Below are 15,084 nucleotides of genomic sequence, written 5' to 3' on the forward strand. Positions count from 1 at the left end.
GACCCGACGGCGGCCCGCACGGAACCGATCCGTGCGGGCCGCCGCGGTCGTCGTCGCGGACGGACCGGACCGCCGTCCTCCCGGACGGGTCAGACGCCGATGTCGCGGCCGTCGCGGCGCCACACCGACACGACCGAGGGCCGCACGATCCGGCCCGGCCCGTCCGGCCACGCGCTCGCCGGCTGCTCGACCGACGCCCCGTCGACCTCGCCCGGATGCTGCACGGCGACGAGCACCCGGCGGTCCTGCACCAGCGGGCCGCAGGTCTCCGCGCCGTTCGGCATCGTCAGGAACTGCTTCAGCTCCCCGCGCCGCTCACCGCGCGTCGCGACGCCGAACAGGCCGTCGTGCGAGCCGAGCGCGTTGCCGTCCGTCGAGATCCACAGATTGCCGTGCGGGTCGAACGCGACGTTGTCCGGGCACGAGATCGGGCTGACCTTCTCCTTCGGGAACCCGGCGAAGTACGTCGACGGGTCCTCCGGGTCGCCCGCGACGAGGAACAGCGACCAGCCGAAGGACGTCGCCTCCGCGCGGTTGCGGTGCTCGGTGAGCTCGAGGATCTGCCCGTGCTTGTTCAGGTTGCGCGGGTTGGCCTCGTCCGCGCCCGCCTTGCCGTCCTTGCCGCGGTCGGAGTTGTTGGTGAGCGCCACGTAGACCTTGCCGCTGTGCGGCGACGGCTCGATGTCCTCGGGCCGGTCCATCTTCGTCGCGCCGACCTTGTCACCGGCGAACCGCGTGAAGAGGTAGACCTCCTCCGCCGTCATGCCCTCGACGTGCGAGACGGCCCGGCCGCCCGCGTACGCGGTGGCCAGCGGGATCCACCGGCCGGAGCCGTCGAACTCCCCGTCGGCGGGCAGCGCGCCGGAGCCGTCGATCTGCTTCGCGGGGGAGTCCCCGGTCAGCTTCGCGACGTAGAGGGTGCCCTCGTCGAGCAGCGTCAGGTTGTGCTCGTGCGCCGCCCGCGAGGAGCCCTTCGCCCGGCGCTTGCTGCCGACGAACTTGTAGAAGTAGTCGAACTTCTCGTCGTCGCCCATGTAGACGACGGGCCGGCCGTCGTCCGTCAGGCGCGGCTGCGCGGCCTCGTGCTTGAAGCGGCCGAGCGCGGTGCGCTTGCGGGGCGTCGACTCCGGGTCGTACGGGTCGAGTTCGACGACCCAGCCGAACCGGTTGACCTCGTGGGGCTCCTTCGTGAGGTCGAAGCGGTCGTCGAACCGCTCCCACTTGCGCTCCGAGGCGCCGCCGGCCACGCCGTACCGCTTCAGGCGCGCGGCGGTCACGGGGTCCGTGACGTCCTCGGCGTGCGCGAAGTACTGGTTGAAGTTCTCCTCGCCGTGCAGCGTCGTGCCCCACGGGGTCGTGCCGCCCGAGCAGTTGTTGAGCGTGCCGAGGACGGTCGTGCCACGCGGGTCCGCCGCGGTGCGCACGAGCGGGCTGCCCGCGACCGGTCCGGAGAGCCGGAAGCGGCTGGTGGCCGTGAGACGACGGTTCAGCCGGTGCCGGGGGACGGCGCCGAGACCGGCGTCCCGGCGGTTCTCCTCCACCACGACGACGGACAGGCCGTGCGCGGCCCAGGCCACCTCGACCTGCTCGCGGGTCGGGTTCTCCGGGTCGTAGCCGCGGAACATCAGGATCTCGTCGGTGTACTCGTGGTTGGCGACGAGCACCTGGCGGCCGTGCTCGCCGCGCAGCGGGAGCAGGCTCAGGAAGTCGTTGTTGTAGCCGAACTGCCCGGCCTGGGCGCGCGCCGTCTGGTGGTCGGCGTCGAAGGCGGGGGCGCCGCGCAGGATGGGCTCGCCCCAGCGGAGGACGACGTTCTGCGCGTACCCCTCCGGGACCGTCACGGCGTCGGCGGTGTTCGGCGCGACCGGCGCGAAGCGCAGTCCGCGCGCCCCCTGGCCGCTCGTGCTGCCGCCGTGTCCGTGCCCGTTTCCGTGACCGTGACCGTGGCCGTGTCCATGGCCGTGAGCGGCGGCGGCCTCGGCAGCCGGCGCCCCCGCACCGAGCACCGTCGTACCGGCGGCGGCCGCGACGGTCACCACGGCGGCGGAGCGCAGCATCGAACGGCGGCTCAGCGCACCGGCGATGACATCCCCGACGTACTCGTTCCCGCTCGTGTTGGGCACCTCGTGGAAACAGGCGTCACCACACCGGAAACGGCAGGTCAGCGCCGAACGCCCCCCGGCGTGACGCCCGTCGACCGAGACCAGCGGCAGCATTGTGCGCACGCTTTCCCTCCCCTTTGCGAAGTCGTGTCGGCCGTGACGGTAGGGGCGTGGGGGTGCGGACGGGGGGACGGCACATGAACGCGGCGTGAACCTGTCCCGCGGCGCGCGGTACACGGCGATTCCCGGACCACCCGGACGCGGACGGGCACCGGGCGAAGGGGCCACGGGACGGCGGCTAACCTTACGTGTCCGCCCTGGCCAGGGGTTCGGGCGATTGGGACCAACTCATGCGGAAGGTTGCGCACATGGGCATTCTGGATCTGCTGCGGAACGCGTTCGGGCGGTCCCGCAAGAAGGACGAGGCCGAGCCGCCGACGGTCCCGCCCCAGGCGACGGCCCCGGCCACGGACCGGGCCCCCGAGAAGAGCGAGACGAAGCCCGAGGAGAAGGCCGAGGAGAAGGCCGAGGAGAAGGCCGCCACGAAGGCCTCGGCGGACGGCGAGGCGAAGGGCGAGGCACAGGGCGAGGCGGACGACCTGGTCTCGGCAGCCTTCGACAACGTCACCATCCCGTCCCCCACGCCCCCCTCCGACGCCCCGGCCCCCGAGCCGGCCGCCGAGCCCCGCGCGGACAAGCCCGCCGAGGCCACCACTGCCGCCGAGACCCCGGCCCCCGAGACCGAGCCGGCGGCCGAGCCCCACGCGGAAAAGCCCGCCGCCGCGGAGCCCGCCGCGACCCCGGTCGCCGAGGACGAGCCCGTCGCCGAGACCCCGGCCGCTGAAACCCCGGTCGCCGAGACCGAGCCCGTCGCGGAGCCCGTCGCCGAGACCGCCGCCGCGGAGCCCGCCGCGGAGCCCGCCGCCGAAGCCGGACCCGCCGCCGAGACCGAGCGCGCCGCCACAGAACCTCAGGCCGAGGTCCCGGCCCCGACCCCCGAGGCCGAGCCGGTCGCACCGGTCGAGGACGTCGAGCCGACCCCCGCCGCCGAGACCGCCGAGACCGCCGAGTCCCCCGAGCCGGTCTCGCCGGTCGCACCGGTCGCGTCGGAGGCCACCACCGAGGCCCCGGCCGCCGAGGACGAGGCCGCCGCCGAGACCCCGGCCCCCGAGCCGGAGGCCACGCCCGCGGCCACCCCGGCGGGTTCTCCGGCCAAGCCGGCTCACCCCGCCGCCACCCTCAAGACGCGCACCCCCTCCCTGGCCCCCGCCTACAAGGCCGCCGCCGCCGAACTGAAGAAGCGCGGCCTCACCGGCACCCGCGCCACGGTCTACCTCGTCCTCGACCGCTCCGGCTCGATGCGCCCGTACTACAAGGACGGCTCCGCGAACGCCCTCGCCGAGCAGACCCTCGCCCTGGCCGCCCACCTCGACCCCCGCGAGACCCCGACCGTCCACACGGTCTTCTTCTCGACGGACATCGACGCGACCGGCGACCTCACGCTCGACGCCTCGTACGAGGGCAGGATCGACGCGTGGCACGCGGCGGCCGGCCGCATGGGCCGCACCAGCTACCACCGCGCGATCGAGGAGGTCGTCGCGCACCACGAGAAGTCCGCGGACCCCACGGCCCCGGCCCTGGTCGTCTTCCAGACGGACGGCCCCCCGGACGTGCAGCGCCCGGCGAACGAGGCCCTGGCCAAGGCGGCGAGCCACCCGATCCACTTCCAGTTCGTGGCCTTCGGCGACCCCGACGCGAAGGCCTTCGACTACCTCCGCAAGCTGAAGGCTCCCAACGCCGGCCACTTCCTCGCGGGCGCCACCCCCCGCGAACTGACCGACGCGGAGCTCTACCGCGGCCTGCTGGCCACCTGGCGCCCGTAGCCGCGGGCGCACCCCCGGCCGTCCGCGCTGTAAAACACCGCGCGGGCGGCCGCCCCATGTCGGATACGATTTCTTGATTCAGCGGACGGACACCCTCACTCCGCGCAACACATCGTCACGACTTGGGAGCAGCCTCCGATGGCTCGACACCTCATCACCAGCGCCCTTCCGTACATCAACGGGATCAAGCACCTGGGCAACATGGTGGGGTCCATGCTCCCGGCCGACGTGTACGCCCGCTACCTCCGCCAGCGCGGCCACGAGGTCCTGTACATCTGCGCGACGGACGAGCACGGCACCCCGGCCGAGCTGGCCGCCAAGGAGCGGGGCCTTCCGGTCGCCGACTTCTGCGCGCAGGCGCACGACGCCCAGAAGGCGGTCTACGACGGCTTCGCGCTCGCCTTCGACCACTTCGGCCGCTCGTCCTCGCCGCAGAACGCGGAGATCACCCAGCACTTCGCCCGCAAGCTGCACGAGAACGGGTTCATCGAGGAGCGGGCGATCCGCCAGGTGTACTCGCCCGCCGACGGCCGCTTCCTGCCGGACCGCTACGTCGAGGGCACCTGCCCGCACTGCGGCTACGACAAGGCCCGCGGCGACCAGTGCGAGAACTGCACGCGCGTGCTGGACCCGACGGACCTGATCGACCCGCGCTCGGCGATCTCCGGCTCGACCGAGCTCGAGATCCGCGAGACCAAGCACCTCTTCCTGCTCCAGTCGAAGCTGCAGGGCGAGGTCGAGGCCTGGATCGACGAGGTCGCCGACGAGTGGCCGCACCTCGCCTCCTCCATCGCCCGCAAGTGGCTGACCGAGGGCCTCAACGACCGGGCGATCACCCGTGACCTGGACTGGGGCGTCCCCGTCCCGGCCGACACCTGGCCGGAGCTGGCGGCCGACGGCAAGGTCTTCTACGTCTGGTTCGACGCCCCGATCGAGTACATCGGCTCGACGAAGGAGTGGGCGGACCAGGACCCGTCGAACCGCGACTGGAAGTCCTGGTGGTACGAGCCGGCCGGGGCCTCCGACGTCCGGTACACGGAGTTCATGGCGAAGGACAACGTCCCGTTCCACTCGGTGATGTTCCCGGCGACCGAGATGGGCGTCCGCGAGCCGTGGAAGAAGGTCGACCAGCTGAAGGCCTTCAACTGGCTGACGTACTACGGCGGCAAGTTCTCCACGTCGCAGAAGCGCGGCGTCTTCACCGACCAGGCCCTCGACATCCTGCCGGCCGACTACTGGCGCTACTTCCTCATCGCGAACGCCCCGGAGTCGGACGACTCGTCGTTCACCTGGGAGCACTTCACCGCGACGGTGAACAAGGACCTGGCCGACACCCTCGGCAACTTCGTCAATCGCGTCCTGTCGTTCTCGAAGAAGCGCTTCGGCGAGGAGGTCCCGGCGGGCGGCGAGCCCGGCGAGGCCGAGGCGAACCTGGGCGCCGAGATCGCCCGCCTGCTCACCGAGTACGAGGAGCAGATGGAGGCCCTGCAGTTCCGCAAGGCCGCGGCGGCGCTGCGCGCCCTGTGGTCGGCGGGCAACTCCTACCTGGAGGAGAAGGCCCCCTGGCTGGAGATCAAGACGGACAAGGACGGCGCCGCGCTGACGCTGCGCACCGCGATGAACCTCATCCACCTCTACTCGGTGGTCTCCGAGCCCTTCATCCCGGCGTCGGCCGCCGCCATGCGCGCCGCGTTCGCCCTGTCCGGCGACGAGGCCCGCATCTGGTACACGGCCGACGAGGCGACGGCCCTGACGACGGTTCCCGCGGGCACCGCGTTCACCGTCCCGCCGGTTCTCTTCGCGAAGATCACGGACGAGGACCTGGAGTCCTACAAGGAGCGCTTCGGCGGCGAGCCCACCGCGTAACGCCGCGCCGCACCGACCCTGAGGGCCCGCAACCGCTCCCCGCGGCTGCGGGCCCTCACAGGTGTCCCGGTCGATGAGCAGGTACACGGAGATCCGGGACTCGGCGCAGACGCGCGCCGCTCCTCCCGCCTCACCCGCACGAGCCCCGGGAACGCCGGTGGGCCCGGGGTCGTGACGACCCCGGGCCCACCGGCACACGTGCTGCGGAGCGCTACTTCTTCTCCACCGGCTTGCGCAGCTGGATGTTCAGCTCGCGCAGCCGCGCCTCGTCCAGCTCGGTCGGCGCGCCCATGAGGAGGTCCTGCGCGTTGCCGTTGAGCGGGAAGGCGATCGTCTCGCGGATGTTCGGCTCGTCGGCGAGGAGCATCACGATGCGGTCGACGCCCGGGGCGATGCCACCGTGCGGCGGGGCGCCGAACTCGAACGCGCGGAGCATGCCGGCGAACTCGGTCTGCACGGTCTCCTTGGAGTACCCGGCGATCTCGAACGCCTTGAACATGATCTCCGGCTCGTGGTTCCGGATCGCGCCCGAGGACAGCTCGATGCCGTTGCACACGATGTCGTACTGCCAGCCGAGCACGTCCAGCGGGTCCTGGGTCTCCAGGGCCTCGAGGCCGCCCTGCGGCATGGAGAACGGGTTGTGCGAGAAGTCGATCTTGCCCGTCTCCTCGTCCTTCTCGTACATCGGGAAGTCGACGATCCACGCGAAGCGGAACACGCCCTCCTCGAAGTGGCCCGCCCGCTTCGCGGCCTCGACCCGGACCGCGCCCATGATCTTGGAGACCTCGTCGAACTCGCCCGCGCCGAAGAACACGGCGTGCCCGGCGACCAGGCCGAGGCGCTCGGTGAGGACCTTCGCGTTCTCCTCCGTGAGGAACTTCGCGATCGGGCCCTGGAACGAGCCGTCCTCGCCGACGCGGATCCAGGCGAGGCCCTTCGCGCCCTGCTCGACCGCGTAGTCCCCGAGGCCGTCGAAGAACTTGCGGGACTGCGACGCCGTGTCGGGCACCGGCAGCGCGCGCACGTGCTTGCCGGCGAACGCCTTGAACGCGGAGTCCGCGAAGACGTCCGAGATGTCGACGAGCTCCAGCTTGGCGCGCAGGTCGGGCTTGTCGTTGCCGTACTTCAGCATCGACTCGCGGAACGGGATGCGCGGGAACGGCGACGTGACCTCACGGCCACCGCCGAACTCGGTGAACAGCTCCGTCATGAGCTTCTCGATGGGCTGGAAGACGTCTTCCTGCTCCACGAAGCTCATCTCGACGTCGAGCTGGTAGAACTCGCCCGGCGAGCGGTCCGCCCGCGCGTCCTCGTCGCGGAAGCACGGCGCGATCTGGAAGTACCGGTCGAAGCCGGAGATCATCAGCAGCTGCTTGAACTGCTGCGGGGCCTGCGGCAGCGCGTAGAACTTTCCGGGGTTGAGCCGGGAGGGGACGACGAAGTCGCGGGCGCCCTCGGGGGAGGTCGCGGCGAGGATCGGCGTCGCCATCTCGTTGAACCCGAGGGCGACCATCTTCGAGCGGATCGACGCGATGACGGCCGAGCGCAGCATGATGTTGCGGTGCATGCGCTCGCGGCGCAGGTCGAGGAAGCGGTACTCGAGGCGCCGCTCCTCGTTCACACCGTCGTCCGCGTTGATCGTGAACGGGATCTGCTGGGCGGCACCGAGCACCTCGACCTCGGAGGCCTCGATCTCGATCTCGCCGGTGGGCAGCTCACCGTTGACGTTGTCCGCGCCGCGGGAGACGACCTTGCCGTCCACCCGGACGACGGTCTCCTTCGTCAGCTTGTCGAGGACCTCGGCGGCCTTCGTGCCGGGGCGGGCGACGAGCTGCGTGATGCCGTAGTGGTCGCGCAGATCGATGAAGAGGATGCCGCCCAGGTCTCGGCGATTGTGCAGCCAGCCGCTCAGCCGGACGTCGCTGCCGACGTCAGAGGCGCGGAGCTCGCCGCAGGTGTGGGACCTGTACCGATGCATCGTCGTTCATCCAGCCTTTGCGGTTCGGGGTTCCCGGGGTCACGACCCGGATCTGCCAAGGGTACCGGCCCCCTCGGCGTCGCTTCGCGAATACTCTCGGTGGCAGCGTCCGATCACCTCTTCTTAGAGTGGGGCCATGCGCACTGGTGAGCCCCTCCCCCCGGTGGAGGACGTCCTCGCCGCTCTCGCGACCGGACTGTGGCGCTGGGACAACCGGGCGGGCCTCGTCACCTTCGACGTGGAGGCCGCCCGGCTCATCGGAATGCCCTCCCCCGACGGCAAGGCGGTCACCCTCACGGAGGCGGGCGCGCGGGCCTGCTTCCACCCGGTCGACTGGAACGAGATAGACGGGGTCGTGCGCCTCGCCGTCGCCGAGGGCACCCTCGCCGAGGCCCGGCTGCGCATCATGGACGAGCAGGGCCACGTCATCCGCACGGTGCGCAGCCGCTCCAGCCCCGTCGTGCACGGCGACGAACCCGGCTCGTACGAACTGATCGGCACCCTCCAGGAGGTCACCGAGCAGGCGCCGGGCACCGCGTCCCGCACCCCCGTCACCGGCGACTGGCGCCGCTCCCGCGAGGCGTTCCTGCTGGACGCGGGCCGTGCGCTCGCCGAGGCCGGCTCCACGGAGGAGGTCCTGCGGGTCGCCGCGGGCCTGTCGATGCCGGGCTTCTCGCCGAGCGGCCTCGCCGTGTTCGGCGTCGCGGGCGACCGGCTCACCGTCATCGGGCACCACGGCCAGCAGGCCGGGGACGAGGGCCCGTTCACCGACATGGACCTGGCCACGGACTATCCGGCGGCCGAGGTCGTGCGCACGGGGCGCGCCGTCTACCTGTCCTCACCCGACGAGTACCGCCGCCGCTACCCCGCCGCCTGGCCGCTCGCGGCCCGCTTCGAACGGAAGTCCTGGGCGTTCCTGCCGCTCGTCGTCGCGGGCCGCACGATCGGCGCGTGGATGGCCGGATTCGCGTACCCGGTGTCGTTCACCCCCGACGAGCGCTCGGTCCTCACGACGGTCGCGCGGATGCTGGCCCAGGCGCTCTCCCGGGCCGGGGTCGCCGAGTCCGAGCGGGAGCTCACGGACGGGCTGCAGAAGTCCATGCTGCCGACGATCGGCCCCGAGATCCCCGGCATGAGCATCGCCGCCCGCTACGTCCCGACCGGCGGCGGCCTCCAGGTCGGCGGCGACTGGTACGACATGATCCCGCTGCCCGGCGACCGCATCGCCCTGGTCATCGGCGACGTGCAGGGCCACGACGTCCGCGCGGCCGGCCTCATGGGGCAGCTCAGGGTCGCCCTGCGCGCCTACGCCTCCGAGGGCCACCGCGCCGACGCCGTCCTCTCCCGCGCCTCACGCTTCCTGTCCGGGGTCGGCGACTCGGCCCGCGGCTCCGGCGAGGACCCGCGGTTCGCGACCTGCCTCTACATCGAGGCGGACCCGGCGACCGGCGTCCTGGAGGTCGCCCGGGCCGGCCACCCCGAGCCCGCGATCCGCATGGCCGACGGCACCGTCCTCATGCGGCCCTCGGCGGGCGGCCTGCCCCTCGGCATCGACCCGGACGCCGACTACCCGACCTCCCGGATGGTGCTCGAGCCCGGCGAGACCCTGCTGATCTGCACGGACGGCCTGATCGAGACCGGCGGCCACGACCTGGACACCGGCTGGGACCGGATCCGCGGGGCGCTGGAGAACGGCCCGGCCGAGCAGCTGGAGGAGCTGGCCGACGCCCTCGTCGAGACGGTGCTCGGCCCCTCCTCGCACTACACGACGGGGCCGCTCGCCGACCGGCGCGAGGACGACGTCGCGCTGCTCCTGCTGCGCCGTACGGCGGCGGCGCTGCCGGTGCCGGTGCGCCGCACCGCGATGACGGTCGCGCAGGCCGAGCCCGAGCGGATCGCGGCGGCCCGCCAGCAGCTGCGCGAGCTGCTGCACGACTGGTCCGACGACGACCAGGTCGACTCGGCGGTGCTGATGCTCTCCGAGATGCTCACGAACGTCCTGGTGCACACGGACGGCGACGCCCTGCTCGTCGCCGAGGTCAGCGGCGGCGCCACGGGCGGCCCGCGGCGGCTGCGGGTGGAGGTCGCGGACGGCTCGGACGACCTGCCGCACAAGCGCCGGCCCGGCGAGCTGGCCTCGTCCGGCCGCGGACTGGTCCTGATGGAGCTGCTCGCCGAGCGCTGGGGCGTCGACCCGCGCGGCGAGGGCAAGAGCATCTGGTTCGAGCTCTACGAGCCGCTGGAGGGCGACTCCGACGACGCCTGACGGGCCCGGGCCCGCGATTCCATGGCCCCGGGCCCGTCAGGCCTCAGGCGCCGTTTCACGTGAAACAGCGGGCGAGCCCCCCGAGCCGTACCGCTCGCGCAGCTCGTTGACGATGCCGAAGGCGGCGGCGGTGAGCGGCACCGCGAGGAGCATCCCGAGGATGCCCGCGACCGAGGCACCCGACGTGATCGCCACGAGGACCACCGCGGGATGCATCTGCACCGTGCGGGACTGGATCATCGGCTGCAGCACATGCCCTTCGAGCACCTGCACGGCCAGCACCACCCCGAGCGCCCACAGCGCGATCACGAAGCCGCGGTCGGCGAGCGCCACGAGGATGGCGACGGCGCCGGAGATGAACGCCCCGAGGTAGGGGATGTACGCGCCGACGAAGACGAGCGCCGCGAGCCCGACCGCACCCGGCACCTGAAGGATCAGCAGCCCGATGCCGATGCAGGTCGCGTCGATGAGTGCGATGACCGTGGTGCCGCGCATGAACCCGGAGATCGCCGCGAAGGCCCGCCGGGCGATCGCCTCCAGCGTGTCTCCCGTGGCGCCGGGCGCCGCCTGCCGCAGGGCGATCCGGAAACGCCGGGCGTCCCGCAGGAAGAAGAAACAGAGCAGCAGCGCCAGCACGGCCATCGCCGCGATCTCCCCGGCCACGCTGAGCCCGCTGATCACCCCGGACGCGGCGTCGCTGCCGTACTTCTTGAGCAGGTCCTGGGCGTTGTCGGCGAGGTGGTCGAGATCGAGCGCGCCCGTGCCGAAGCGGTCGGACAGGTCCTGGGCGGCCTGCTTGACGGAGGCCACGATCTGGTCGCCGGTGTCGATGAGGGCGGCGACCACGATGTACCCGGCGCCGCCGACCACGACGAGGATCAGCGCACAGGTGAGGCCCGCGGCGAGCGACTGCTGCACGCGGGCCTTGCGCAGGGCGAGGAACACGGGCCGCAGCAGGGCGGTGCCGAGCAGCGCGAGCAGCACCGGCACGACGGCCGTGCGCAGTTCGACACAGAGCCGGATCCCGACCCAGGCGACCCCGGTGACGAGCAGCGCCACGGCGCACCAGGCGGCGACGCGGCGGGCGGGACGGGGGAGGAGTTCCGTGGCGGGCAGCACGCCCCCAGTGGATCACGCCGTCCGTGGCCCTCACCTTCGGGGCGGGGCCGCGCGAGTGACGGACCGTCATGGCGACGGGTCACTCGCGCGGGGCCGCCGTCTCCGTCAGGTGTGGGGCAGGCGCTCGGTGGTGGGGACGACGCCCAGGCGGCCGGCCTGGAAGTCGTCGAAGGCCTGCTGGAGTTCGGCCTTGGTGTTCATGACGAACGGGCCGTAGTGGGCCATGGGCTCACGGATGGGCCGACCGCCGAGGATGACCACCTCGAGGTCCGGGGTGTGCGCGTCCTGGGACGCGTCGGCCCGCACGGTGAGGGCGGATCCGGCGCCGAACACCGCGGTCTGACCGGTGTGGACCGGGCGCCGGTCCGGGCCGACGGTGCCGCGGCCGGCGAGCACGTACACGAGGCCGTTGTAGTCCTCGCGCCACGGCAGGGTGGCCTCGGCGCCGGGGCGGACGGTGGCGTGCACCATCGTGATCGGCGTGTGCGTGATGCCCGGGCCGTCGTGGCCGTCGAGCTCACCGGCGATGACACGGAGCAGCGCGCCGCCGTCGGCGGTGGTGAGCAGCTTGACCTGGCCGCCGCGGATGTCCTGGTAGCGCGGGTCCTTCATCTTGTCGGCCGCCGGCAGGTTCACCCACAGCTGGAGGCCGTGGAACAGGCCGCCGGACATGACGAGGGACTCCGGGGGCGCCTCGATGTGCAGCAGGCCGGAGCCCGCCGTCATCCACTGGGTGTCGCCGTTGGTGATGGTGCCGCCGCCACCGTTGCTGTCCTGGTGGATGAACGTTCCGTCGATGATGTACGTGACGGTCTCGAAGCCACGGTGGGGGTGCCACGGCGTGCCCTTGGGCTCGCCCGGCGCGTACTCCACCTCACCCATCTGGTCCATCATGATGAACGGGTCGAGGTACTTGTAGTTGATCCCGGCGAACGCACGGCGCACCGGGAAGCCCTCCCCCTCGAAGCCGCCGGGAGCGGTCGTCACGGCGAGCACGGGGCGCGCGGCGGCGTCGGCCGGGGCCTCCACACGGGGCAGGGTCAGCGGGTTCTCGACGGTCACAGCGGGCATTTCGGGGACCTCCTGGCGTCCTTCGTGCCTCAAGTTTAGTTGAACGTAGAACTTCTTGCCACCTGGAACGCGAGACGCCCGGAAGGAATTCCTTCCGGGCGTCAGCGGCGGAGCGGCGGCAGCGCAGCGGCAGAGCGGGGTGCGGGCGGCGCCAGGGCCTACCCGTACATCCGGCGCATCGCGAAGTCGACCATCTGCTCGACGGCCTTCGCGTCGAAGACCATCCGGTGCTCACCCTCCATGTCGAGGACGAAGCCGTAGCCCGTCGGCAGCAGGTCGATGACCTCGGCGCCGGTGATCACGAAGTACTTGGACTCCTTGCCCGCGTAGCTGCGCAGCTCCTTGAGCGTGGAGAACATGGGGATCACCGGCTGCTGCGTGTTGTGCAGGGCCAGGAAGCCGGGGTTGTCGCCGCGCGGGCAGTAGACCTTGGACGAGGCGAAGATCTGCTGGAAGTCCTCGGCGGACATCGATCCGGTCGTGAAGGCGCGGACCGCGTCGGCGAGCGACGGCGGCGACGGCTCCGGGTACAGCGGCGGGGCCTGCTGCCCGTAACCGCCCTGCTGCGGGGGCGCGTACTGCTGCCCGGCGCCCGGGGTCTGGTCATAGCCGTACATGGGGGCAAGACTACCGAGCCCGCACCGGGGCGGGCCCCGGTTCCGGCCGGAGCCGCGTTCGTCACAGTTGGCCCGCTGGGGGTTGATTCTTATTACCGGCGGGTAGCATTGTGGTGGTTACTAATTGGTACGCGTACGAGGAAGGTCCTGCGGCCCACCGCCGGACGATCCACCTCCCAAGCCTTTACGGAGCCGTCGCCATGGGGCACTACAAGTCGAATCTCCGCGACATCGAGTTCAACCTCTTCGAGGTGCTCGGCCGCGACAAGCTGTACGGCACCGGCCCGTTCGGTGAGATGGACGTCGACACCGCCAGGAGCATCCTGGAAGAGGTGGCCCGCCTCTCCGAGAACGACCTGGCCGAGTCCTTCGCCGACGCCGACCGCAACCCGCCGGTCTTCGACCCGGAGACGAACACCGCTCCGGTGCCGGCCTCCTTCAAGAAGAGCTACCAGGCGTTCATGGACGCCGAGTACTGGCGGCTCGGCCTGCCCGAGGAGATCGGCGGCACCACCGCGCCCCGCTCCCTCATCTGGGCCCACGCCGAGCTGATCCTGGGCGCCAACCCGGCGGTCTGGATGTACTCCTCCGGCCCCGCCTTCGCCGGCATCCTCTTCGAGGAGGGCAACGAGGCCCAGAAGAAGATCGCCGAGATCGCCGTCGAGAAGCAGTGGGGCTCGACGATGGTCCTGACCGAGCCGGACGCCGGTTCGGACGTGGGCGCCGGCCGCACCAAGGCCGTGCAGCAGGACGACGGCTCCTGGCACATCGAGGGCGTGAAGCGCTTCATCACGTCCGGCGAGCACGACATGTCGGAGAACATCCTCCACTACGTCCTCGCCCGCCCCGAGGGCCACGGCCCCGGCACCAAGGGCCTCTCCCTCTTCCTCGTCCCGAAGTTCGAGTTCGACTGGGAGACCGGCGAGCTGGGCGAGCGCAACGGCGTGTACGCGACGAACGTCGAGCACAAGATGGGCCTCAAGGCCTCCAACACGTGCGAGATGACCTTCGGCGACAAGCACCCCGCCAAGGGCTGGCTGATCGGCGACAAGCACGAGGGCATCCGCCAGATGTTCCGCATCATCGAGTTCGCCCGCATGATGGTCGGCACGAAGGCGATCTCGACGCTGTCGACGGGCTACCTGAACGCCCTGGAGTACGCCAAGGAGCGCGTCCAGGGTCCCGACCTCGCCCAGTTCATGGACAAGGCCGCGCCCAAGGTCACCGTCACGCACCACCCCGACGTACGCCGCTCGCTGCTCACGCAGAAGGCCTACGCCGAGGGCATGCGCTCGCTGGTCCTCTACACCGCCTCCGTGCAGGACGCCATCCAGGTCAAGGAGGCCGCCGGCGAGGACGCCTCCGCCGAGCACGCGCTCAACGACCTGCTCCTGCCGATCGTGAAGGGCTACGGCTCCGAGAAGGGCTACGAGCAGCTCGCCCAGTCGCTCCAGACCTTCGGCGGCTCCGGGTTCCTCCAGGAGTACCCGATCGAGCAGTACATCCGTGACTCGAAGATCGACACCCTGTACGAGGGCACGACCGCGATCCAGGGCCAGGACTTCTTCTTCCGGAAGATCGTCCGCAACCAGGGCGCCGCGCTCAACGGCCTCGCCGAGGAGATCAAGAAGTTCCTCGCGGTCGAGACCGGCGGCGAGGAGCTGACCGGCGCCCGCGAGTCGCTGGCCAAGGCCGCGGTCGAGCTGGAGGCCATCGTCGGCGTCATGCTGACCGACCTGGCGGCCACCGAGCAGGACCCGAAGAACATCTACAAGGTCGGCCTGAACACGACCCGGCTGCTCATGGCCTCCGGTGACGTGGTCGTCGGCTACCTGCTGCTCAAGGGCGCGGCCGTCGCCGCCGAGGCGCTGGCCTCCGGTGCCGCGGGCAAGGACGTCGCGTTCTACCAGGGCAAGATCGCCGCGGCGAAGTTCTTCGCGGCGAACGTCCTGCCGGGCGTCACCGGTGCGCGCAAGCTCGCCCAGGGCACGAGCGAGTCGGGCCTGGACGTGATGGAGCTGGACGAGGCCGCGTTCTAGGCTCCGCCGAGCTGGATAGATGGCCCGAGGTCCGTCGCCGCTGATCAGCGGGGGCGGGCCTCGGGTCTTTCGCGTACCTGTCTGCCTGGGGGGCGCAGGTCGGGCGGCTCCCGCCGGTGGGGCTTCTCGCGCAGTTCCCCGCG

9 protein-coding genes are annotated in these 15,084 nt (G+C 71.6%); 4 read left to right on the plus strand and 5 right to left on the minus strand.

Annotated features, from left to right (window positions below; translation table 11 throughout):
- Window positions 1-89 precede the first annotated feature (89 nt).
- Window positions 90-2,225, minus strand: a complete 2,136-nt coding sequence (locus GTW43_RS02025; protein WP_343245868.1) for a PhoX family protein — start codon at window positions 2,223-2,225, stop codon at window positions 90-92.
- A gap of 245 nt (window positions 2,226-2,470) precedes the next feature.
- On the opposite strand from GTW43_RS02025, the gene GTW43_RS02030 reads away from it, so the two are divergent.
- Together GTW43_RS02030 and metG are read left to right on the plus strand one after the other, a co-directional pair.
- A complete protein-coding gene (locus GTW43_RS02030; RefSeq protein ID WP_161299804.1) occupies window positions 2,471-3,985 on the plus strand; it encodes a VWA domain-containing protein in 1,515 nt (504 codons plus the stop codon).
- Window positions 3,986-4,123: 138 nt separating this feature from the next.
- A complete protein-coding gene (gene metG, locus GTW43_RS02035; RefSeq protein WP_161299805.1) occupies window positions 4,124-5,851 on the plus strand; it encodes a methionine--tRNA ligase in 1,728 nt (575 codons plus the stop codon).
- A gap of 211 nt (window positions 5,852-6,062) precedes the next feature.
- Here metG and aspS read toward each other — a convergent pair whose 3' ends face one another.
- Window positions 6,063-7,829: an aspartate--tRNA ligase gene (gene aspS, locus GTW43_RS02040; RefSeq protein ID WP_161299806.1), complete on the minus strand. Its 1,767-nt coding sequence runs from the start codon at window positions 7,827-7,829 to the stop codon at window positions 6,063-6,065.
- Between the two features lie 136 nt (window positions 7,830-7,965).
- On the opposite strand from aspS, the gene GTW43_RS02045 reads away from it, so the two are divergent.
- A complete protein-coding gene (locus tag GTW43_RS02045) occupies window positions 7,966-10,095 on the plus strand; it encodes a SpoIIE family protein phosphatase (RefSeq protein ID WP_161299807.1) in 2,130 nt (709 codons plus the stop codon).
- Window positions 10,096-10,131: 36 nt separating this feature from the next.
- On the opposite strand, the gene GTW43_RS02050 is transcribed toward GTW43_RS02045, so the two are convergent.
- The 3 genes from GTW43_RS02050 to GTW43_RS02060 all read right to left on the minus strand — a co-directional run bounded on the left by GTW43_RS02050 (window position 10,132) and on the right by GTW43_RS02060 (window position 12,902).
- Window positions 10,132-11,211, minus strand: coding sequence for an AI-2E family transporter (locus GTW43_RS02050; protein ID WP_161299812.1), 1,080 nt, complete (start codon window positions 11,209-11,211; stop codon window positions 10,132-10,134).
- Between the two features lie 108 nt (window positions 11,212-11,319).
- Window positions 11,320-12,285 (minus strand): pirin family protein, encoded by a 966-nt coding sequence (locus GTW43_RS02055; RefSeq protein WP_161299808.1) that lies wholly within the window; start codon window positions 12,283-12,285, stop codon window positions 11,320-11,322.
- 158 nt (window positions 12,286-12,443) lie between these two features.
- The gene (locus GTW43_RS02060) at window positions 12,444-12,902 is read right to left on the minus strand and encodes an SseB family protein (RefSeq protein ID WP_161299809.1); all 459 of its coding nucleotides are present in this window, start codon (window positions 12,900-12,902) and stop codon (window positions 12,444-12,446) included.
- Between the two features lie 200 nt (window positions 12,903-13,102).
- On the opposite strand from GTW43_RS02060, the gene GTW43_RS02065 reads away from it, so the two are divergent.
- Window positions 13,103-14,941, plus strand: a complete 1,839-nt coding sequence (locus GTW43_RS02065) for an acyl-CoA dehydrogenase (protein WP_161299810.1) — start codon at window positions 13,103-13,105, stop codon at window positions 14,939-14,941.
- Window positions 14,942-15,084 lie beyond the last annotated feature (143 nt).

The sequence above is a fragment of the Streptomyces sp. SID5785 genome, from assembly GCF_009870065.1.
Taxonomy (GTDB): domain Bacteria; phylum Actinomycetota; class Actinomycetes; order Streptomycetales; family Streptomycetaceae; genus Streptomyces.